General features: G+C 66.2%; 21 protein-coding genes and 1 pseudogene. 11 read left to right on the top strand and 11 right to left on the bottom strand.

Annotation, left to right across the window (positions count from 1 at the left end):
* Positions 1-4: 4 nt before the first annotated feature.
* The 5 genes from AC1VVG_RS09770 (at position 5) to AC1VVG_RS09790 (ending at position 4,529) form a co-directional block, all read left to right on the top strand.
* Positions 5-1,057 (top strand): glycosyltransferase, encoded by a 1,053-nt coding sequence (locus AC1VVG_RS09770; RefSeq protein ID WP_049032769.1) that lies wholly within the window; start codon positions 5-7, stop codon positions 1,055-1,057.
* The gene (locus AC1VVG_RS09775) at positions 1,054-2,001 is read left to right on the top strand and encodes a formyltransferase (RefSeq protein WP_034188678.1); all 948 of its coding nucleotides are present in this window, start codon (positions 1,054-1,056) and stop codon (positions 1,999-2,001) included. The genes AC1VVG_RS09770 and AC1VVG_RS09775 overlap by 4 nt, the downstream gene beginning before the upstream one ends.
* Entirely contained in the window at positions 1,998-3,053 is a 1,056-nt protein-coding gene (locus AC1VVG_RS09780) for a bifunctional UDP-4-keto-pentose/UDP-xylose synthase (RefSeq protein ID WP_006482864.1), read from the top strand. Before AC1VVG_RS09775 ends, AC1VVG_RS09780 begins: the two co-directional genes overlap by 4 nt.
* A gap of 13 nt (positions 3,054-3,066) precedes the next feature.
* Positions 3,067-3,963 (top strand): polysaccharide deacetylase family protein, encoded by an 897-nt coding sequence (locus AC1VVG_RS09785; protein WP_034188679.1) that lies wholly within the window; start codon positions 3,067-3,069, stop codon positions 3,961-3,963.
* 104 nt (positions 3,964-4,067) lie between these two features.
* A complete protein-coding gene (locus AC1VVG_RS09790; RefSeq protein WP_006756046.1) occupies positions 4,068-4,529 on the top strand; it encodes a peroxiredoxin in 462 nt (153 codons plus the stop codon).
* Positions 4,530-4,720: 191 nt separating this feature from the next.
* Here AC1VVG_RS09790 and AC1VVG_RS09795 read toward each other — a convergent pair.
* Positions 4,721-4,961: pseudogene (locus AC1VVG_RS09795) on the bottom strand (hypothetical protein); the annotation flags it as partial.
* On the opposite strand from AC1VVG_RS09795, the gene AC1VVG_RS09800 reads away from it, so the two are divergent.
* Both AC1VVG_RS09800 and AC1VVG_RS09805 read left to right on the top strand, forming a co-directional pair.
* Positions 4,857-6,653, top strand: a complete 1,797-nt coding sequence (locus tag AC1VVG_RS09800; RefSeq protein WP_482835571.1) for a PhoH family protein — start codon at positions 4,857-4,859, stop codon at positions 6,651-6,653. The pseudogene AC1VVG_RS09795 and the gene AC1VVG_RS09800 sit on opposite strands and share 105 nt — an antisense overlap.
* Positions 6,654-6,890: 237 nt before the next feature.
* The gene (locus AC1VVG_RS09805; protein WP_482835572.1) at positions 6,891-7,958 is read left to right on the top strand and encodes a C40 family peptidase; all 1,068 of its coding nucleotides are present in this window, start codon (positions 6,891-6,893) and stop codon (positions 7,956-7,958) included.
* A gap of 148 nt (positions 7,959-8,106) precedes the next feature.
* On the opposite strand, the gene AC1VVG_RS09810 is transcribed toward AC1VVG_RS09805, so the two are convergent.
* The 10 genes from AC1VVG_RS09810 to AC1VVG_RS09855 form a co-directional block, all read right to left on the bottom strand.
* Positions 8,107-9,117 carry an inorganic phosphate transporter gene (locus tag AC1VVG_RS09810; protein WP_034188682.1) on the bottom strand — a complete coding sequence of 337 codons (1,011 nt, stop codon included), beginning with the start codon at positions 9,115-9,117 and terminating at the stop codon, positions 8,107-8,109.
* A gap of 10 nt (positions 9,118-9,127) precedes the next feature.
* Positions 9,128-9,754, bottom strand: coding sequence for a DUF47 domain-containing protein (locus AC1VVG_RS09815; RefSeq protein ID WP_034188683.1), 627 nt, complete (start codon positions 9,752-9,754; stop codon positions 9,128-9,130).
* A 138-nt stretch (positions 9,755-9,892) separates the two neighbouring features.
* A complete protein-coding gene (locus AC1VVG_RS09820) occupies positions 9,893-11,275 on the bottom strand; it encodes a replicative DNA helicase (protein ID WP_006486249.1) in 1,383 nt (460 codons plus the stop codon).
* Between the two features lie 135 nt (positions 11,276-11,410).
* Positions 11,411-11,863, bottom strand: coding sequence for a 50S ribosomal protein L9 (gene rplI / locus AC1VVG_RS09825; protein ID WP_021156519.1), 453 nt, complete (start codon positions 11,861-11,863; stop codon positions 11,411-11,413).
* 27 nt (positions 11,864-11,890) lie between these two features.
* Complete coding sequence (gene rpsR / locus AC1VVG_RS09830; protein WP_011657068.1) at positions 11,891-12,166, bottom strand: 30S ribosomal protein S18; 276 nt, start codon at positions 12,164-12,166, stop codon at positions 11,891-11,893.
* 4 nt (positions 12,167-12,170) lie between these two features.
* Positions 12,171-12,470 carry a primosomal replication protein N gene (gene priB / locus AC1VVG_RS09835; RefSeq protein WP_034188684.1) on the bottom strand — a complete coding sequence of 100 codons (300 nt, stop codon included), beginning with the start codon at positions 12,468-12,470 and terminating at the stop codon, positions 12,171-12,173.
* Between the two features lie 40 nt (positions 12,471-12,510).
* A complete protein-coding gene (rpsF, locus tag AC1VVG_RS09840) occupies positions 12,511-12,885 on the bottom strand; it encodes a 30S ribosomal protein S6 (protein ID WP_004193673.1) in 375 nt (124 codons plus the stop codon).
* 241 nt (positions 12,886-13,126) lie between these two features.
* On the bottom strand, positions 13,127-14,017 hold the full coding sequence (locus tag AC1VVG_RS09845) for an anti-sigma factor family protein (RefSeq protein WP_034188685.1): 891 nt from the start codon (positions 14,015-14,017) through the stop codon (positions 13,127-13,129).
* Entirely contained in the window at positions 14,007-14,648 is a 642-nt protein-coding gene (locus tag AC1VVG_RS09850; protein WP_069245642.1) for an RNA polymerase sigma factor, read from the bottom strand. Before AC1VVG_RS09850 ends, AC1VVG_RS09845 begins: the two co-directional genes overlap by 11 nt.
* A 162-nt stretch (positions 14,649-14,810) precedes the next feature.
* A complete protein-coding gene (locus AC1VVG_RS09855; protein ID WP_031399242.1) occupies positions 14,811-15,722 on the bottom strand; it encodes a LysR family transcriptional regulator in 912 nt (303 codons plus the stop codon).
* A 172-nt stretch (positions 15,723-15,894) separates the two neighbouring features.
* On the opposite strand from AC1VVG_RS09855, the gene gcl reads away from it, so the two are divergent.
* The 4 genes from gcl to lysM all read left to right on the top strand — a co-directional run bounded on the left by gcl (position 15,895) and on the right by lysM (position 20,387).
* Positions 15,895-17,670 carry a glyoxylate carboligase gene (gene gcl / locus AC1VVG_RS09860; protein ID WP_034188687.1) on the top strand — a complete coding sequence of 592 codons (1,776 nt, stop codon included), beginning with the start codon at positions 15,895-15,897 and terminating at the stop codon, positions 17,668-17,670.
* A gap of 42 nt (positions 17,671-17,712) precedes the next feature.
* The gene (gene hyi / locus AC1VVG_RS09865; RefSeq protein ID WP_482835573.1) at positions 17,713-18,522 is read left to right on the top strand and encodes a hydroxypyruvate isomerase; all 810 of its coding nucleotides are present in this window, start codon (positions 17,713-17,715) and stop codon (positions 18,520-18,522) included.
* Positions 18,523-18,564: 42 nt separating this feature from the next.
* Positions 18,565-19,458, top strand: a complete 894-nt coding sequence (locus AC1VVG_RS09870) for a 2-hydroxy-3-oxopropionate reductase (protein ID WP_034188689.1) — start codon at positions 18,565-18,567, stop codon at positions 19,456-19,458.
* Between the two features lie 458 nt (positions 19,459-19,916).
* On the top strand, positions 19,917-20,387 hold the full coding sequence (lysM, locus tag AC1VVG_RS09875; protein ID WP_034188690.1) for a peptidoglycan-binding protein LysM: 471 nt from the start codon (positions 19,917-19,919) through the stop codon (positions 20,385-20,387).
* The last annotated feature ends 59 nt before the right edge of the window (positions 20,388-20,446 follow it).

Consider the following 20,446-nt stretch of genomic DNA (forward strand, 5'->3'; position numbering starts at 1 on the left):
GTACATGAGTCACCTTGAAGCACGCGCCGGGCATCCGGGGGCCGGCCATCCGGTCGCCGGGCACCTGGACGCCGGTCGGCCCGAAGTCTCGGTCATCATCCCCGTATACAACGAGGAAGACGGCCTCGCCGCGCTGTTCGCGCGGCTGTATCCGGCGCTCGACGCACTCGACACGTCGTATGAAGTGATCCTGATCAACGACGGCAGCCGCGACCGCTCGGCCGCGATGCTCGCCGATCAGTTCCACGTACGGCCCGACACGACGCGCGTCGTGCTGCTCAACGGCAACTACGGTCAGCACATGGCCATCCTCGCGGGCTTCGCGCAGTCGCGCGGCGAGATCGTCATCACGCTCGACGCCGACCTGCAGAACCCGCCCGAGGAAATCGGCAAGCTGATCGCGAAGATGCGCGAGGGCTACGACTACGTCGGCTCGATCCGCAAGCAGCGCCAGGACAGCCTGTGGCGGCGCAAGGCGTCGCAGATGATGAACCGGCTGCGCGAGCGCATCACGCGCATCAAGATGACCGACCAGGGCTGCATGCTGCGCGCGTACAGCCGCCGCATCATCGACACGATCAACGTGTGCGGCGAAGTCAACACGTTCATCCCCGCGCTCGCGTACACGTTCGCGCAAAAGCCGACCGAAATCGAGGTCGCGCACGAGGAACGCTTCGCAGGCGAATCGAAGTATTCGCTGTACAGCCTGATCCGGCTGAACTTCGACCTCGTGACCGGCTTCTCGGTCGTGCCGCTGCAGTGGCTGTCGTTCATCGGCGTGATCCTGTCGCTCGGCTCCGCCGCGCTGTTCGTGCTGCTGCTCGTGCGCCGCTTCATCGTCGGCGCGGAAGTGCAAGGCGTGTTCACGCTGTTCGCCATTACGTTCTTCCTGCTCGGCGTGATCATCTTCGCGCTCGGCCTGCTCGGCGAGTACGTCGGCCGCATCTACCAGCAGGTGCGCGCACGGCCGCGCTACCTGATCCAGGCCGTGCTCGAGCAGCACGACGGCGTGCCGCCGGTGCCGGCCGACGCGAACCGCACGGGAGCCGGGCAATGAAGCCGCGCGCGGTCGTCTTCGCGTATCACAACGTCGGCGTGCGCTGCCTGCAGGTGCTGCTCGCGCGCGGCGTCGACGTCGCGCTCGTCGTCACGCACGAGGACAACCCGAACGAGAACATCTGGTTCGGCAGTGTCGCGTCCGTCGCGGCCGAGCACGGCATCCCGGTCGTCACCCCGGCCGATCCCGCCGATCCGGCGCTGCGCCGCGCGGTATCCGACGCGCGGCCCGACTTCATCTTCTCGTTCTACTATCGGCACATGCTGCCGGTGGACCTGCTCGCGATCGCGCCGCGCGGCGCGTACAACATGCACGGTTCGCTGCTGCCGAAATACCGGGGTCGGGTACCCACCAACTGGGCCGTGCTGAACGGCGAGACCGAAACCGGCGCGACGCTGCACGAGATGGCCGCGAAGCCCGACGCGGGCGCGATCATCGGCCAGACCGCGGTGCCGATCCTGCCGGACGACACGGCCGCGCAGGTGTTCGACAAGGTCACGGTGGCCGCCGAACAGACGCTCTGGCGCGTGCTGCCCGCGCTGCTCGCCGGCGAGGCGGCGCACCTGCCGAACGACTTGTCGAGCGGCAGCTACTACGGCGGGCGCAAGCCCGAGGACGGCCGCGTCGACTGGTCGAAACCGGCCGCGCAGGTCTACAACCTGGTGCGCGCGGTCGCGCCCCCGTATCCGGGCGCGTTCACGGACGTCGACGGCACGCGTTTCGTGATCGCGCGCGCGCGCCTCGCGGCGCCCGGCAGCGCGGCAGCGGCCGCCGCGGCGGATTTGCCGCCCGGCCTGCACGTAAGCGATAATGCGCTATTCGGCGTCTGCGGCGACAGCCGCGCCTTGTCCATTCTCGAGCTGTGGCAGCAGCGCGACGGCAGCGAAACCGTCGTGACGCCCGCGGAATTCGCGCAGTTCATTCATTCTTCCCGTCATTCATGAAAGCAAAAAAAGTCCTGATCCTGGGTGTGAACGGCTTCATCGGCCATCACCTGTCGAAGCGCATTCTTGAAACCACCGATTGGGAAGTGTTCGGCATGGACATGCAGACCGATCGGCTGGGCGACCTCGTCAACCACGAGCGGATGCATTTCTTCGAAGGCGACATCACGATCAACAAGGAGTGGGTCGAGTATCACGTGAAGAAGTGCGACGTGATCCTGCCGCTCGTCGCGATCGCGACGCCGGCCACCTACGTCCAGCAGCCGCTGCGCGTGTTCGAGCTCGACTTCGAGGCGAACCTGCCGATCGTGCGTTCGGCCGTCAAGTACGGCAAGCACCTCGTGTTCCCGTCGACCTCCGAGGTCTACGGCATGTGCTCGGACGAGCAGTTCGATCCGGACGCGTCGGCACTCACCTACGGCCCGATCAACAAGCCGCGCTGGATCTACGCATGCTCGAAGCAGCTGATGGACCGCGTGATCTGGGGTTACGGGATGGAAGGCCTGAACTTCACGCTGTTCCGCCCGTTCAACTGGATCGGCCCGGGCCTCGACTCGATCTACACGCCGAAGGAAGGCAGCTCGCGCGTGGTCACGCAGTTCCTCGGCCACATCGTGCGCGGCGAGAACATCAGCCTCGTCGACGGCGGCTCGCAGAAGCGCGCGTTCACCGACATCGGCGACGGCATCAGCGCGCTGATGAAGATCATCGAGAACAAGGACGGCGTCGCGTCGGGCAAGATCTACAACATCGGGAATCCGAAGAACAACTTCTCGGTTCGCGAACTCGCGCACAAGATGCTCGAACTGGCCGCGGAATTCCCCGAGTACGCCGACTCGGCCAAGCAGGTGAAGCTCGTCGAAACGACGTCCGGCGCCTACTACGGCAACGGCTACCAGGACGTGCAGAACCGCGTGCCGAAGATCGACAACACGATGCAGGAGCTCGGCTGGGCGCCGCAGGCGACGTTCGACGACGCGCTGCGCAACATCTTCGAGGCGTATCGCGGCCACGTCGCCGACGCGCGCGCGCTCGTCGAACAGCAAGGCTGACCGGGACGTTCGCTTGGCTCGTATCGTCCTCAAGATCGACGTCGACACGCTGCGCGGCACACGCGAAGGCGTGCCGAACCTCGCGCGCATCTTCGATCGCTTCAGCGCGCGCGCGACCTTCCTCTTCAGCCTCGGGCCCGATCACACCGGCTGGGCGCTGCGGCGGGTGTTCCGCCCGGGTTTCCTGAAGAAGGTGTCGCGCACGTCGGTGGTCGAACACTACGGCGTGAAGCAGCTGATGTACGGCGTGCTGCTGCCGGGCCCCGACATCGGCCGCCGCGCGATCGCCGACATGCGCGCGATCCACGAGGCCGGCTTCGAATGCGGGATCCACACGTGGGATCACGTGTACTGGCAGGACAACGTCCGTGCGCGCGATCGCGACTGGACCGCGCGTGAAATGCAGAAGAGTCACGCGCGCTTCATCGAGATCTTCGGCGCGCCGCCCGTCACGCACGGCGCGGCCGGCTGGCAGATGAACGATGCCGCGTTCGAGCAGATCGACGCGTGGGGCATGCGCTACGCCTCCGACGGGCGCGGCCACTCGCCGTACCTGCCGGTCGTCGGCGGCCGCACGCTGTCGCACGTGCAGATGCCGACCACGCTGCCGACGCTCGACGAAGTGCTCGGCATCGACGGCGTCGACACGCACAACGTCGCCGCGCACCTCCTCAAGTTCACCGAAACCAATCCGCACGACCAGGTGTTCACGCTGCATGCGGAACTGGAAGGCCAGAAGCTCGCGCCCGTGTTCGAGCAGCTGCTCGCCGGCTGGCGCGCGCAAGGCCACACGTTTGCGACGATGGGCGACTACCACGCGACGCTGGACCGCGACACGCTGCCATCGTACCCTGTCACGTGGGGCGAAATCCCCGGCCGCTCCGGCGAACTGATCGTCCAGCCCGACTGAGTCCGCGCGCGAGCCGGCGGCGCCCGCAGCGCCCTGCCGCGCGTTGCCGGGACGCCGCACCGCGCCGCCGCAGCGGCGCCTTTCCATAACAACAGGAGAAACACGTGTCTGTCGAAGTTGACCGTCAAGTTCCCGATTTCACCGCACCGGCCACGGGCGGCGACATTTCGCTGTCCGACCTGAAAGGCAAGAAGCTCGTGCTGTACTTCTATCCGAAGGACAACACGCCGGGCTGCACGACCGAAGGGCTGCAGTTCCGCGATCTCTATCCGAAGTTCAAGAAAGCCGGTGCGGAAGTCATCGGCGTGTCGCGCGACAGCCTGCGCTCGCATGACAACTTCAAGGCAAAGCTCGAACTGCCGTTCCCGCTGATCTCCGATGCCGACGAAGCGCTGTGCGCGCTGTTCGATGTCATCAAGATGAAGAAGATGTATGGCAAGGAAGTGCGCGGAATCGAGCGCTCGACGTTCCTGATCGACGCCGACGGCGTGCTCCGTCAGGCATGGCGCGGCATCAAGGTGCCGGGTCACGTGGACGACGTGCTAAGTGCTGTACAAGCGCTTTGAGGCGCGTTATATTGGGCCGCAATGAATGCCCGTTCGCCCCATATTTCTCGTAGCTGCGCCGGTGCTCGATGCGATGCTTCCCGGCACCTGACGCGCATCACGACATCAGCCGAGCCGCATGTCCCTGTCGACGGGGCAGCGGCTTTTTTTATGGATTGCGCGCCGGCCCTCCCGGTCCGGCCCTAACCGCATCAAGGAGCTGATCGACACTTAGGCGAACCGGCTAGACGAATTTCCTGTGCGCCACCGCGCGCAAACTGCGTCTACGTCACGCAGGATGCGATCAGCGGCGCACGCCATGCGACACGATTCCTCCCGAGGGACACCATGCCTTTGCCTACCCCCCCCAGCAAGCTCGGCAGCCTGCTGCCGCCCGACGAATACAAGGCGAAAGCGCGGCCCGCGAAAGCCGCGAAGAAATCCGCCGAAGGGGACGCATCCACAGCCGGTGACTATGGTCCGGCCAGCGTGGCCCAACCGATGATCGAAGCCGCGAACACGGCCGCGCCGCTGCGTGCCGTCGCGTCTTCGGCGCCTGATGCCGCACCCACGCGCGGCCGCAAGACCAAGCAGACGGCCGCGCTGCTGCAGCCGATGCCGGCCCCCGCCGCACCCGCGGCGCCGGTCGTCGCGCGCAACGACAAGCCGGCCGCCGGCAAACCCGCCGCCGCGCCCGCGCGCGACGCCGGCGCCGCCACCAAGTCGCGCAGCCGCAAGCCCGCCGAGGCCGAACTGCAGAAACTGTTCGTGCTCGACACCAACGTGCTGATGCACGACCCGAGCAGCCTCTTCCGCTTCGAGGAACACGACGTCTATCTGCCGATGATGACGCTCGAGGAACTCGACAACCACAAGAAGGGGATGTCGGAAGTCGCGCGCAACGCACGCCAGGTCAGCCGCACGCTCGACGCGCTGGTCGCCGACGGCGGCCCGATCTCGGACGGCATCCCGCTGTCGCGCCTCGGCAGCCGCGAGGCGCTCGGCCGCCTGTACTTCCAGACGAAGCTCGCCGACATCGCGCCGGTCGAAGGCTTGCCCGTGGGCAAGGCCGACAACCAGATCCTCGGTGTCGTGCGCGCGCTGCAGCGCGACCGGCCCGACCGCCAGGTCGTGCTGGTGTCGAAAGACATCAACATGCGGATCAAGGCGCATGCGCTCGGGCTGCCCGCGGAAGACTACTTCAACGACCAGGTGCTCGAGGACTCCGATCTCCTGTACAACGGCGTGCGCGAGCTGCCGCAGGATTTCTGGACCAAGCATGCGAAGGGCATGGAGAGCTGGCAGGACACGAAGACGGGCACCACGTACTACCGCGTGACGGGCCCGCTCGTCGCGTCGATGCTCGTCAACGAGTTCGTCTATCTCGAACCGCAGAACGGCGAGCCGACGTTCCATGCGATCGTCCGCGAACTGAACGGCAAGACGGCGCTGCTGCAGACGCTGCGCGACTACAGCCACCACAAGAACAACGTGTGGGGCATCACCGCGCGCAACCGCGAGCAGAACTTCGCGCTGAACCTGCTGATGAACCCCGAGATCGACTTCGTCACGCTGCTCGGCCAGGCCGGCACCGGCAAGACGCTCGTCGCGCTCGCGGCCGGCCTCGCGCAGGTGCTCGACGACAAGCGCTACAACGAGATCATCGTGACGCGCGCCACCGTGCCCGTCGGCGAGGACATCGGTTTCCTGCCCGGTACCGAGGAAGAGAAGATGCAGCCGTGGATGGGCGCATTCGACGACAACCTCGAAGTGCTGCAGAAGACCGACGACGCGGCCGGCGAATGGGGCCGCGCCGCAACGCAGGAACTGATCCGTTCGCGCCTGAAGGTGAAGAGCATGAACTTCATGCGCGGCCGTACGTTCGTCGACAAGTACCTGATCATCGACGAAGCGCAGAACCTGACGCCGAAGCAGATGAAGACGCTCGTCACGCGCGCGGGCCCCGGCACGAAGATCGTGTGCCTCGGCAACATCGCGCAGATCGACACGCCTTACCTGACCGAAGGCAGCTCGGGCCTGACCTACGTCGTCGACCGCTTCAAGGGCTGGGGCCACAGCGGCCACGTGACGCTCGCTCGCGGCGAACGTTCGCGGCTGGCCGACTACGCGTCGGACATCCTGTAACGCGGCCTGCCGGCCGATCGGCCAGCTGTCGACGCCACACGGCGCTCCGTTTCCGGAGCGCCGTTTTTATTTGGGGTCGAAGAAAAAAGTAACGCTTCGTCACGCAAAAGCGCAGTTTACGCGCGAAACTTCAAGTAAATTCTCAAGAATGGTTGCTTAAGCCCCGTCCGAGCGTCTACCATCGGGTCTGTCTGTTGTCATACGATTCGCGAGCGCGCCGCGCTCGCCCGCCTTGCCATGCTTCGAATCTGGGTTCCCGTCGCCGTCGTTTCCCTGCTTGCGGCCTGCTCCAGCGTGCCGCCGCAGTCGGCATCGCGTTCCGCGTCGGGCATGAAGATCACGACGCCGCGCGCGTTCCCCGCTCCGGCCAATTTCCCGAAATTCGTCGATCACAGCGTCGGCCAGGAAGAAATCTCGATCCAGGCGATGAGCCTCGTCGGCATCCCGTATCGCTGGGGCGGCAACACGCCGACGAGCGGCTTCGACTGCAGCGGGCTCGTGCGCTACGTGATCGGCCGCGCGGCCGACGTGAACCTGCCGCGCACGACCGCCGACATGAGCGGCCGCGGCGTGTCGATCGAACCCGACGAGATCGCGCCGGGCGACCTGATTTTCTTCAATACGACCGGGCGGCCGCATTCGCACGTCGGCATCTATGTCGGCAAGCTGCGCTTCGTCAACGCACCGTCGACGGGCGGCACCGTGCGGCTCGACTACCTGACGAACCCGTACTGGGCCAAACGTTTCGACGGTATTCGCCGCGTCGCGCCGCCGCGCACGGCGCCGACGCCGTTCGATGCGCCGACCTACGAGGCGAAGCGCGACGAGCCGCGCACGCCGCCGGCGGTCGCAGCCGCGCCGGTGGTCGTGACGACCGCGGCGGCGCGGCAGCCTGCCTATGCGCCGCAGCAAGCACGCGTGACGCAGGCACCCGCGCCGGTCGTCACGGCCGCCGCCGCACCGGCGGCCCCCGCTGCCGATCCGTACGAACCGCCTCCGCCGCGCATGCAGGCCGCCCGGCAGCAGGCAACGTCGATGAACGACGGCATGACTGCGATGACGGCCAATGCAGCGCCCGCCGTCCAGGCGGAGTCCGGCACGCAGATTCCGACGACGGCGCTGACCGCCGCCCAGGCTGCCGCGTTCGACGACGAACCGCCTCCGGCGGCCGCATCGGCATCGCCACGCAGCATCGAGCCCGCACCCGTGCAGGTCTGGCGCGCGTCGACGCAATCCGCGCCCGTCAGCCCGCGTACCGGCACCGCGGACGATCCGATCGCGCGGTTCGCGAACGGCAGTTACTGACCGGTTGCCCGGCCGTCGACGGCAAGTCCCGTCGGCGACCTCTGTCGGCGCCCCGCCCGTTCCGTCGCCCACTCGCCGCTCCAAAAGAAAATGCGCCGCAGCCTTTCGGCTTGCGGCGCATCGGATGTCGATCCGGCAGTGTCGGCGATCAGAAGATCTGGTGGCCGAGCCACCATCCGCCGGCCGCGAACAGCGCGGCGGCGGGCAGCGTCAGCACCCACGCCCACACGATGTTGCCGGCGACGCCCCAGCGCACGGCCGACAGCTTCTGGGTCGCGCCGACACCGACGATCGCGCCGGTGATGGTGTGCGTGGTCGACACCGGAATGCCGAGGAACGACGCGAGGAACAGCGTCATCGCGCCACCGGTTTCCGCGCAGAAACCGCCGACCGGCTTGAGCTTCGTGATCTTCTGGCCCATCGTGCGCACGATGCGCCAGCCGCCGAACAGCGTGCCGAGGCCCATCGACAGGTAACACGCGCCGATCACCCACGCAGGCGGCGCATCGGCGCCGGCCGACGCGTAGCCGCTTGCGATCAGCAGCATCCAGATGATGCCGATCGTCTTCTGCGCGTCGTTGCCGCCGTGGCCGAGGCTGTACAGGCCGGCCGACAGCAGCTGCAGACGGCGGAAACGCCGGTCGACCTTGCTGGGCGCGGTACGGAAATACAGCCACGACACGCCGAGCATGAACAGCGAACCGAGGATGAAGCCGAGCAGCGGCGAAATGAAGATGAACGCAACCGTCTTCAGCAGCCCGTCGATGTTCAACGAGCTCCAGCCCGACTTCGCGAGCGCCGCGCCGACGAGGCCGCCGATCAGCGCGTGCGACGAGCTCGACGGAATCCCGTAATACCACGTGATCACGTTCCAGCCGATCGCACCAACCAGCGCGCCGAAGATGACGTAGTGGTCGACGATTTCGGGATCGATCGTGCCTTTACCGACGGTCTGCGCGACTTTCAGGTGGAAGATGAAGTACGCGATGACGTTGAACGCCGCCGCGAACACGACGGCCTGCTGGGGCTTCAGCACCCCGGTCGACACGACGGTGGCGATCGAGTTCGCCGCGTCGTGAAAGCCGTTCATGAAGTCGAATACGAGCGCGACGAGCACGAGCGCCGCGACCATCCATAGGGCGAGTTGTATCGAATGCATCGTGGTCCGCTCAGGCGTTTTCCAGCACGATGCCTTCGATGATGTTCGCGACGTCCTCGCACTTGTCGGTGATCTCTTCGAGCAGCTCGTAGATCGCCTTCAGCTTGATGAGCGTCTTCACGTCGTCTTCCTCGCGGAACAGCTTCGACATCGCCGCGCGCAGCACGCGATCGGCCTCCGACTCCCAGCGGTCGATCTCCTCGCATTGCTTGAGGATCTGTGCCGACTGCTTCATGTCGGACAGCAGCCCGACCGCCTGTTGCACGTGCTGGGCCGACTGCGTGACGATGTGCGCGAGCTGGCTCGCCTCCGACGTGACCGAACGCACGTCGTACAGCGACACGGCCGTCGCGACGTCTTCCATCAGGTCGAGGATGTCGTCCATCGTCGTGATCAGCTTGTGAATCTCGTCGCGATCGAGCGGCGTGATGAAGGTCTTGTGCAGCAGATCGATCGCCTCGTGCGTGAGCTTGTCGGCGGCCTTCTCGGCGGTCTGCACGTTTTGCTTGTGAATCTCGGCGTCGGCGAGATTGTCGATCAGCAGTTCGAGCTCGCGGCCACCGGAAACGATGTGCTTCGCGTGCGCGTTGAAGAGTTCAAAGAACTTGCCCTCGGTGGGCATGAATCGACCGAACATGGGATTCCTGAGAGATTGTCAAACTACTGTCACGAAAACGGGCGACATTGTACCGTTTTCGGTTGCGACGCGACGCGCGCATATGCGCGCGCCGGGATTGGATACAACGTTTGGCGATTTAGGCCTTTACAATCGGCGTCACTCGCCGTAGAAGGTCTGCGCCCCTGCAAAGTTATCGAACTTCGTATATTGACCCAGGAACGTGAGCCGAACGGGGCCGATCGGACCGTTACGCTGCTTGCCGATGATGATCTCGGCCGTTCCTTTGTCCGGGCTGTCCGGATTGTAGACTTCATCGCGGTAAATGAACAGGATCACGTCCGCATCCTGTTCGATTGCGCCTGATTCGCGCAGATCGGACATCACCGGACGCTTGTTCGGGCGCTGTTCGAGGCCGCGGTTCAGCTGCGACAGCGCGATCACCGGCACGTCGAGCTCCTTCGCGAGGCTCTTCAGCGATCGCGAGATTTCCGAGATTTCGGTCGCGCGGTTCTCCCCCTGCGACGAACCCGACATCAGCTGCAGGTAGTCGACGATGATCAGGCCGAGCTTGCCGCATTGCCGCGCAAGACGCCGCGCGCGCGAGCGCAATTCCATCGGGTTCAGGCCGCCCGTCTCGTCGATGAAGAGCTGCGCCTCGCTCATCTTCTGCACCGCATGCGTCAGCTTCGGCCAGTCCTCGTCCGTCAGCCGGCCCGTCCGCATCCGGTGCTGGTCGAGCCGGCCGATCGAGCCGAGCATACGCATCACGAGCTGGGTGCCCGGCATTTCCATCGAGAACACCGCGACCGGCAGCCCGTACTCGACCGCGACATATTCGCCGATGTTCATCGAAAACGCGGTCTTGCCCATCGACGGCCGTCCCGCCACGATGATCAGCTCGCCGCCGTGCATCCCGGACGTCATCCGGTCGAGGTCGACGAAGCCCGTCGGCGTGCCCGTGACGTCGCTCGGATTCGCGGTGTGGTACAGCGTGTCGATCCGCTCGACGACCTGCGTGAGCAGCGGGCCGATCTCGAGGAAGCCCTGGTTGCCGCGCGCGCCCTCTTCCGCGATCGAGAACACCTTCGATTCGGCTTCGTCGAGCAGCTGACGGACTTCCTTGCCTTGCGGATTGAACGCGTCGGCCGAGATTTCGTCGGCAACCGACACGAGCCGGCGCAACACCGCGCGATCGCGCACGATTTCCGCATAACGACGGATGTTCGCGGCGCTCGGCGTGTTCTGCGCGAGGGCGTTCAGGTACGCGAGGCCGCCGACGTCGTCGGCCTTGCCGGACGTGGTCAGCGCTTCGTACACGGTCACGACGTCGGCCGGCCGCGTCGACGCGATCAGGCGGCCGATGTGCTCGTAGATGATCCGGTGGTCGTAGCGATAGAAATCGCCCTGCGACAGGAAGTCGGCAATCCGGTCCCATGCCGCGTTGTCGAGCAACAGGCCGCCGAGCACCGACTGCTCGGCTTCGACCGAATGCGGCGGGACTTTCAGCGATTCGATTTGAGGATCTTGCGGCGCGTTCATGGGTTGGGATTATCGCGAATAGATCGCTGCAGCGCTACCGCTCAGGCGATCGGGCAATAAAAAAGGCAGGCCCCGGTTGCCCGGGCGCCTGCCCTTGTCCGGACGACGGAAGCCGCCCGGAAAGCCTGCGTACGCTTACGCGTGGTCGCCGATCACGTTGATCGTGACGTCGACGACGACGTCCGTGTGCAGCGCGACCTGCACGTTGTGCTCGCCGATCATCTTCAGCGGGCCTTCCGGCATGCGAACTTGCAGCTTCTCGACTTCGAAACCTGCCTTCTTCAGCAGTTCCGCGACGTCGCCGTTCGTGACCGAGCCGAACAGACGGCCGTCAACGCCCGACTTCTGCGTGATTTCGAACGACTGGCCGTTCAGCTTCTCGCCGACTGCCTGCGATGCCGCCAGCTTTTCAGCGGCGATCTTTTCGAGTTCAGCGCGGCGCACTTCGAATTCGGCGATCGCTTCCTTCGTTGCACGGCGAGCCTTGCGGTTCGGGATCAGGAAGTTGCGAGCGTAACCGTCCTTGACCTTGACGATGTCGCCGAGGTTACCCAGATTGGCGACTTTTTCCAACAGAATGATTTGCATTCGAATTCTCCTTATTGCGTCGCCTGATTACGCCTTGTGCTGATCGGTGTACGGCAGCAGCGCGAGGAAACGCGCACGCTTGATGGCCGTATCCAGCTGACGCTGATAGTGCGCCTTCGTACCCGTCAGACGAGCCGGCGTGATCTTGCCGTTTTCGCCGATGAAGTCCTTCAGCGTTTCCGTGTCCTTGTAGTCGATCTGGTCGACGCCTGCAGCCGTGAAACGGCAGAACTTCTTGCGCTTGAAGAGCGGGTTTTGTTGCTGACGACGCTTGTCGAATTTCTTACCAGTCGGGCGGGGCATGATTTCAGTCCTTTCCAATGTCCTGCAATGCTGTGATGTGAAACACCAAGGTTCTCGCGTTGCGGCTTTTCTTGGCCAGGAAGCCCGTGAACAGCGTTTCGACGCCCATTTCACGACTCTCCAGCCTGCCGCTCGCCTCACCGGCCGCCACCGCCTCGATCGTCATTTCGACCTGACGGGGGATGCCTGCCTCGACGACTTCCGTGCGGTGCTGCAATGTGGCGCTAGCGATCGGAACACCTGCCGGCGTATATCGCACCGGTGCGCGTTCGACGACGCTCGCCGTCAATTGCAACCTGTTCACGAGAGTGGCGCGCTCCTTGATGGCTTAATGAATGACGAACTTAAGCCTGCGCTTCGGTCGGCTGAGCTGCAGCCGCCTTCTTGGCTTCTTCGCGCTGAACTTCCTTCATCATCGGCGACGGGCCGGTTTCGGCCTTCTTCATCTTGACGATGAGGTGACGCAGCACGGCGTCGTTGAACTTGAACGCGTGTTCGAGTTCGTCGAGCGTCGTCTGGTCGCACTCGATGTTCATGCAGACGTAGTGAGCCTTCGCGAGTTTCTCGATCATGTAGGCCAGTTGGCGACGGCCCCAGTCTTCGACACGGTGGATCTGGCCACCGTGCGACGTGATCGTGGACTTGTAGCGCTCGATCATCGCGGGCACTTGCTCGCTTTGATCCGGGTGCACGATGAAGACGATTTCGTAATGACGCATTACACACTCCTTGTGGATTAAAGCCACCCGGGCGTCTGAACCGGTGTGGCAAGTGAGAAGCCGAAGATTCTAACCCGATTACGGGGCGCATGCAAGGCCAATCAACGATCGGCGCGCGGATTCGGCCATGTTTTCAAAGACTTGAACGGACGGGCCGGCGCACGTGCTCGCCTGTCGGCTCTTTTTATCGGGGCCCGAACGCCGGCCGCGCGCGCGGCGGGGCGCGGCCGGCGTCGCGCCGTCACTCGCCGCGCGTGCCCGACAGCCGCGCGTCGAGCGCCGTCCGGAACGCCGTGAGCGCCGACGGCTCGGCGTCGGTCACGGCCCACCACGTCATCCCGGCCGCGTCCCAGCGGTCGAGCGCATAGCCCTGCGACACGGTCGTGTACGGGGCCGCCGGCCCTTCGCCGGCCGGCCGCACGTAGACGTCGATCACGTGCTGCCGGTAGCGGTACACGAGCACCGCGACGCGACGCCGCCCGACGTAGTCGAGCCGCCCGCCGACCAGCGCGAAGCCGTCCGCCGCGAGATCCTCGACCGGCGGCGCATAGTCGAGCCGGCCGTTGAACCATGGCTTGACCGTGTGGCGGTCGGTCGAGATCACGTCGATGTCGCGCGCCGACAGGCCGGCCCGCACGTGGCTCGAGACGAGTTCGTCGACGGTGCGGTCGGTGTCGGCATGGCGCGCGGACAGCGTCATCCCGCCCGCCGCCGCGAGGGCCACCAGCAGCGCGACGCCCCAGCCGAGCCCCGGCCATGCGGCGACGCGCGGCCCGGCGCCGGCCGCGGCAGGCCGTGTCGGCCCGCCCCGCCCCGCCAGCCAGGGAAACCAGCCGCGACCGCGCGGACGCGGCTGCGATCGAGGCTCGGGCCGAAACCCCGCGCCCGCCGGCTCGCGAACGGGCGCGTCGGCCGCGGCCGGCAGACCGGCCAGGATGCCCGCCCGCAGCGCATCCGGCGCACGGTGGTAATCGGCCTGCCGCACGGCCTGCACCAGCGTGACGATCCGCGCGCGTTCGCGGCGGCACGCATCGCACCCTTCGACATGCTGCTGGACCCGCAACGCATCGGGCGCCGACAGCTCGCGGTCGACGTCCGCGTCCAGCAACGCGCGCGCTTCGTTACAGTCCATCGATAGCCTCCGATGCGGTTCCGCCGGCCGGCGTACGGGCCGGCCTGCCTTCGGGCGCCGGTGCCGGCGCGCCGCCCAGCAGCGCGGCGAGCTTGCGCCGGCCGCGCGCGAGCCGCGACATCACCGTGCCGACCGGCACGTCCGCGATCGCCGCGATCTCGCGGTAACTCAGGTCCTCCATCTCGCGCAGCACGAGCACCTCGCGGTACTCGGGCGGCAGCTTCGCGAGTGCCGCATTCACGAGCCGCACGTTCTCGCCGCGCAGCAGCTGCGCGAGCGGATCCTCCGCCGCCGGCTGCCAGTCGTCGGGCACGTCGGTGTCGTCCAGCGTATCGGGCAGCGCGACCTCGTGCGCATGCGTGCGGCGCCGCCACTCGGTGTACCAGGTGTGGCGCACGATCGTCAGCAGCCATGGCCGCGCGTTGTCGCCGCGACACGAATCGACGAAGCGCAGCGCGCGCATGCACGCGTCCTGCACGACGTCGTCCGCGTCGCCGGCATTGCCGCTCAGCCAGCGCGCGAGGTTGTACGCGGCGTCGAGATGCGGCAGCACGAGCGTGCGAAACCGCTCGCCGCGCGCGACCGCGTCGTCTGCCGCCCGTTCATCGACCGCCTGTCCGGCTTGCCCCACATGGCCTCCCTGGTCCCGGCGGCCGATGCCGCGCCCGTTCCGCGCACGGCGCCCGGACAGACCGGCAGCGTGCGCGCTCGATGACCATACCGTTGCTGCGTCGAGTTTATTCCCGCGCCGGGGGCACGAAGCGAAAAAAAGCGCCGGGGCGCCCGCCGCTCGTTACGGCGTGGTGCTCCAGTAGCCGGGGCGCGCATACGCGGCCCTCAGGTAGTCGATGAAATAGCGCACGCGCGCCGGCACGTAGCGCTGCTGCGGGTAGACCGCGAGGATGTCGTAGTCGGGCAGCGCGTATTCGTCGAGCACGGTCTCCAGCTCGCCCGTCTCCAGCTGCGCGGCGATTTCCCAGGTCGAGCGCCAGCCGAGCCCGAGCCCCTCGGCCACCCAGCGGTGCAGCAGCTCGCCGTCGTTGCAGTCGAGGTTGCCGGTCACGCGCATCGTCGCGATCTTGCCGTGGCGCTGGAAATACCAGCCGCGGTTCTGTCCGCCCTGCAGGTTGAAAGCCAGGCAGTTGTGCTTCAGCAGGTCGTCGAGCGATTTCGGCCGGCCGTGCCGGCGGAAATACCCGGGCGTGCCGCAGACGACGCGCCGGTTCGACGCGAGCTTCACCGCGACGAAGTTCGGATCGACGGCGCCGCCGATCCGGATCGACAGGTCGTAGCCTTCGCGCACGAGATCGACGACGCGGTCGGTCAGGTTGAACGACAGCTGCATCTCGGGCTTGTCGGCCAGAAAGCCGGGCGCATGCGGCGCGACGTGCTTGCGCCCGAATGCGGCCGGCGCCGAGACGATCAGGTGCCCGCTGACCGCGCGCCGCCCGGCGGCCAGCTCGTTCTCGGCCTGGTCCCATTCGGACAGCAGCCCGCGGCAGCGCTCGAGGAACGCGGCGCCCTCCTCGCTGACCACCAGCCGCCGCGTCGAGCGGTACATCAGCTTCACGCCGAGGCGTTTCTCCAGCGCGTCGATGCGCCGCCCGAGCACCACCGGCGACACCCCCTCCTCGAGCGCCGCCGCCGCGAGGCTGCCGGCATCGGCAACCCGCACGAACGTCTCGATCTGCTTGAAGCGATCCATCTCCTGTCTCCGTCTCTGTTCCGGCCCCGCGAGAAGCCCCGTCAGGCCGTCATTCCATACTTTTAGTTTCGAAATAAGCGACTTGGGCGGATCTTATCAAACCTTTCCTGCATCCCTAAAGTGTCCCCAACAGACCCATTCGCAAGATCCACCACATATCAAGGAGACATTCATGGCCAAGATGAGAGCCGTCGACGCGGCAGTGCTCGTGCTCGAGAAGGAAGGCATCCAGACCGCGTTCGGCGTGCCGGGCGCGGCGATCAACCCGTTCTACTCCGCGATGCGCAAGTCCGGCGGCATCAGTCACGTGCTGGCGCGCCACGTCGAAGGCGCATCGCACATGGCCGAAGGCTTCACGCGTGCGGCGCCCGGCAACATCGGCGTGTGCATCGGCACGTCGGGCCCCGCCGGTACCGACATGATCACCGGCCTCTACTCCGCGTCCGCCGACTCGATTCCGATCCTCGCGATCACCGGCCAGGCGCCGCGTGCCCGCCTGTACAAGGAAGACTTCCAGGCCGTCGACATCGAGTCGATCGCGAAGCCCGTCACGAAGTGGGCCGTCACCGTGCGCGAACCGGCGCTCGTGCCGCGTGTGTTCCAGCAAGCCTTCCACCTGATGCGCTCGGGCCGTCCGGGCCCGGTGCTGGTCGACCTGCCGATCGACGTGCAGCTCGCCGAAATCGAATTCGACATCGACACGTACGAACCGCTGCCGGTCTACAAGCCCGCGGCCACCCGCGCGCAGATCGAGAAGGCGCTCGCGATGCTCAACGACGCGGACAAGCCGCTGATCGTGTCGGGCGGCGGCGTGCTCAACGCGGCGGCCGAAGACCTGCTCGTCCAGTTCGCCGAAACGATCGGCGTGCCGGTGATCCCGACGCTGATGTCGTGGGGCGCGATTCCGGACGACCACCCGCTGATGGCCGGCATGGTCGGCCTGCAGACGTCGCACCGCTACGGCAACGCCACGCTGCTCGCGTCCGACTTCGTGCTCGGCATCGGCAACCGCTGGGCGAACCGCCACACGGGCAGCGTCGAGGTCTACACGAAGGGCCGCAAGTTCGTGCACGTCGACATCGAGCCGACGCAGATCGGCCGCGTGTTCGGCCCGGATCTCGGCATCGTGTCCGACGCGAAGGCCGCGCTCGAGCTGTTCGTCGCCGTCGCACGGGAATGGCAGGCCGCCGGCAAGCTGAAGGACCGCGGCGCATGGGTCGCGGAATGCCAGGCACGCAAGCGCACGCTGCAGCGCAAGACGCACTTCGACAACGTGCCGGTCAAGCCGCAGCGCGTGTACGAAGAGATGAACAAGGTGTTCGGCCGCGATACCTGCTACGTCAGCACGATCGGCCTGTCGCAGATCGCCGCCGCGCAGTTCCTGCACGTGTTCAAGGCGCGCAACTGGATCAACTGCGGCCAGGCCGGCCCGCTCGGCTGGACGATCCCCGCCGCGCTCGGCGTGCGTGCCGCCGACCCGAGCCGCCCGATCGTCGCGCTGTCCGGCGACTACGACTTCCAGTTCATGATCGAGGAGCTGGCGGCCGGCGCGCAATTCAAGCTGCCGTACGTGCACGTGGTCGTGAACAACTCGTACCTCGGGCTGATCCGCCAGGCCCAGCGCGCGTTCGACATGGACTACTGCGTGCAGCTCGCGTTCGACAACGTGAACGCGCCGGAATTGAACGGCTACGGCGTCGACCACGTGGCCGTCGCGGAAGGCCTCGGCTGCAAGGCGCTGCGCGTGTTCAAGCCGGAAGAGATCGAGCCGGCGCTGCGCCAGGCGCAAACGCTCGCGGAACAGTTCAGCGTGCCGGTGGTCGTCGAAGTGATCCTTGAGCGCGTGACGAACATCTCGATGGGCACCGAAATCGACGCGATCAACGAATTCGAGGATCTCGCCGAGAAGGCCGAGCACGCGCCGACCGCGATCTCGATGCTCGACTGAACCGCCGGACCATTTGACTGACCGACCGAAGAGGCTTAGCTCATGCCGAAGTTTGCTGCAAACCTGACCATGCTGTTCAACGAAGTGCCGTTCCTCGACCGCTTCAAGGCGGCCGCCGACGCGGGCTTCGACGCCGTCGAATTCCTGTTCCCGTACCCGTACGCGAAAGAGGAACTCGCCGAGCGGCTCGAGACGCACCGCCTGCGCCTCGTGCTGCACAACCTGCCCGCCGGCAACTGGGACCAGGGCGAGCGCGGCATCGCCTGCCTGCCCGATCGCGTCGGCGAATTCCAGGAGGGTGTCGGCCGTGCGATCGAGTACGCGAAGGCGCTGAAGGTGCCGCAGCTGAACTGCCTCGTCGGCATTCCGTCGGCAAGCACCGCGCGCGACAAGACGTTCGTCACGATCGTCGACAACCTGCGCTTCGCGGCCGACGCGCTGAAGCGCGCAGGCATTCGCCTGCTCGTCGAGCCGTGCAACAGCTTCGACATTCCGGGCTTCGCGCTGAACCGTTCGTCGGAAGGCCTCGACGTGATTCGCGCGGTCGGCTCGGACAACCTGTTCCTGCAGTACGACATCTATCACATGCAGCGCATGGAAGGCGAACTGGCCGCGACGATCGAACGCAACCTCGCGTCGATCGGCCACGTCCAGCTCGCGGACAACCCGGGCCGCAACGAGCCCGGCACGGGCGAGATCAACTACGCGTTCCTGTTCGCGCTGCTCGACCGGCTCGGTTATGCCGGCTACGTCGGCTGCGAATACAAGCCCCGCACCACCACGACGGAAGGCCTCGGCTGGCTGCAAAGCGTCGCCGGCTGCGCACCGGGCTCGGCGCATCGCGCCGCCTGAGTCGCCCCCTTCCCGTCATCCGCCCCAATAGGAGACTTTCACATGGCAACCATCGGTTTCATCGGCCTCGGCATCATGGGCGCGCACATGGCGCGCAACCTGCTCAAGGGCGACCACCAGCTCGTCGTGAACGGCGCGTTCCCGATCCCGGACGATCTGCGCGCGAGCGCGAAGGTCGTCGCGAACTCGACCGAAGTCGCGCAGCACGCCGACATCATCATCTCGATGGTGCCGGATACGCCGGACGTGCGTAATGTGCTGTTCGCCGACGACGGCGTCGCGAAGGGTCTGACGGCCGGCAAGCTCGTGATCGACATGAGCTCGATTTCGCCGCTCGACACGCAGGCATTCGCGAAGCAGATCAACGCGCTCGGTTGCGACTACCTCGACGCACCGGTGTCCGGCGGCGAGGTCGGCGCCCGCGAAGCGACGCTGACGATCATGGTCGGCGGCCCGGAGAAGGCGTTCGAGCGCGCGAAGCCGCTGTTCGAGAAGATGGGCAAGAACATCACGCTCGTCGGCGACAACGGCGCCGGCCAGACCTGCAAGGTCGCGAACCAGATCATCGTCGCTCTGAACATCGAGGCCGTCGGCGAAGCGCTCCTGTTCGCCGCGCGCTCGGGCGCCGATCCGGAGCGCGTTCGCCAGGCGCTGATGGGCGGTTTCGCCGCGTCGCGCATCCTCGAAGTGCACGGCGCGCGGATGACGAAGCGCACGTTCGATCCGGGCTTCCGCATCGAGCTGCATCAGAAGGACTTGAACCTCGCGCTCGACGGCGCACGCAAGCTCGGCCTCGCGCTGCCGCATACGGCCAGCGCGCAGCAACTGTTCAGCGTGTGCGCATCGCACGGCGGCAAGGCATGGGATCACTCGGCACTCGTACGCGCGCTCGAGATCATGTCGAACTTCGAGATCGGCCAGACGCCGGCCGCGTAACGCGACTGCCGCACCGCGCGTTTCCGCTGCAATGGCGGAGGCGCGCGACAGACATGCGCGAACCGGCCGCGGCCGGTCGCATCGATGCGCGGACACGCGCGCATCACGGTGGGGCGCCCCGCCCTGCATCGCCAACGGCGTGCGGGACGGGGCGAAAAACGCCGCTCTGGGCTGAGAGCGGCGTGGTGGGGTCCGCAGCGGCACCCGGCGGCGCCGGGGAAGCCTTGGTCGGTCAGACGTCGTCGTCGGGTGTCCGCCTGTCGGATTTCGCGTATTACATTTCTTTACGTTCGGGCGCGCGATTTTTCATGCAATCGTCGCGCTGAACGCCTACACTTTCGCCACGCCTTTCGAGAAAACCGCCGCGCTTGCGTTCACGTCCGTGAATGCGCCCAGCGCGGTGTTTTTTTCGCCACTTCATGGCGCGTTTTCTGTTCAACCACCTAAGGAGTGCAGCGATGGGTCTTCTTTCGTTTATCAAAGAGGCGGGTGAAAAACTGCTGGGTCATGCCGATGCGCAAGCAGCGGAAGATCCGAATGCCGCAAACCAGACCGCGGCCGATGCGATCAAGAATTACATCAACTCGCAAGGGCTCGACACGTCGAACCTGACCGTCGCGTTCGACGGCGCATCGCGCACCGTCACGCTGTCGGGCAGCGTCGCCGACCTCGACACGAAGGCGAAGGTCAAGGTCGCGGCCGGCAACGTGCAAGGCGTCGCGGGCGTCAACGACGACGATCTGCAGCCGGACGATCCCGAAGTGCAGTATCACGACGTGAAGCCGGGCGACACGCTGTCGGCGATCGCCAAGGAAGTGTATGGCGACGCGAACAAGTATCCGGCGATCTTCGAAGCGAACAAGCCGATGCTGTCGAGCCCGGACCGGATCTACCCGGGCCAGAAGCTCGTGATTCCGCCGCAGTCCTGAGCAAACTTGCCGGACTGATGCAAAAAAGGCAGGCCGATGGCCTGCCTTTTTCATGGGCG

It is taken from the genome of Burkholderia sp. L-4, assembly GCF_056856535.1.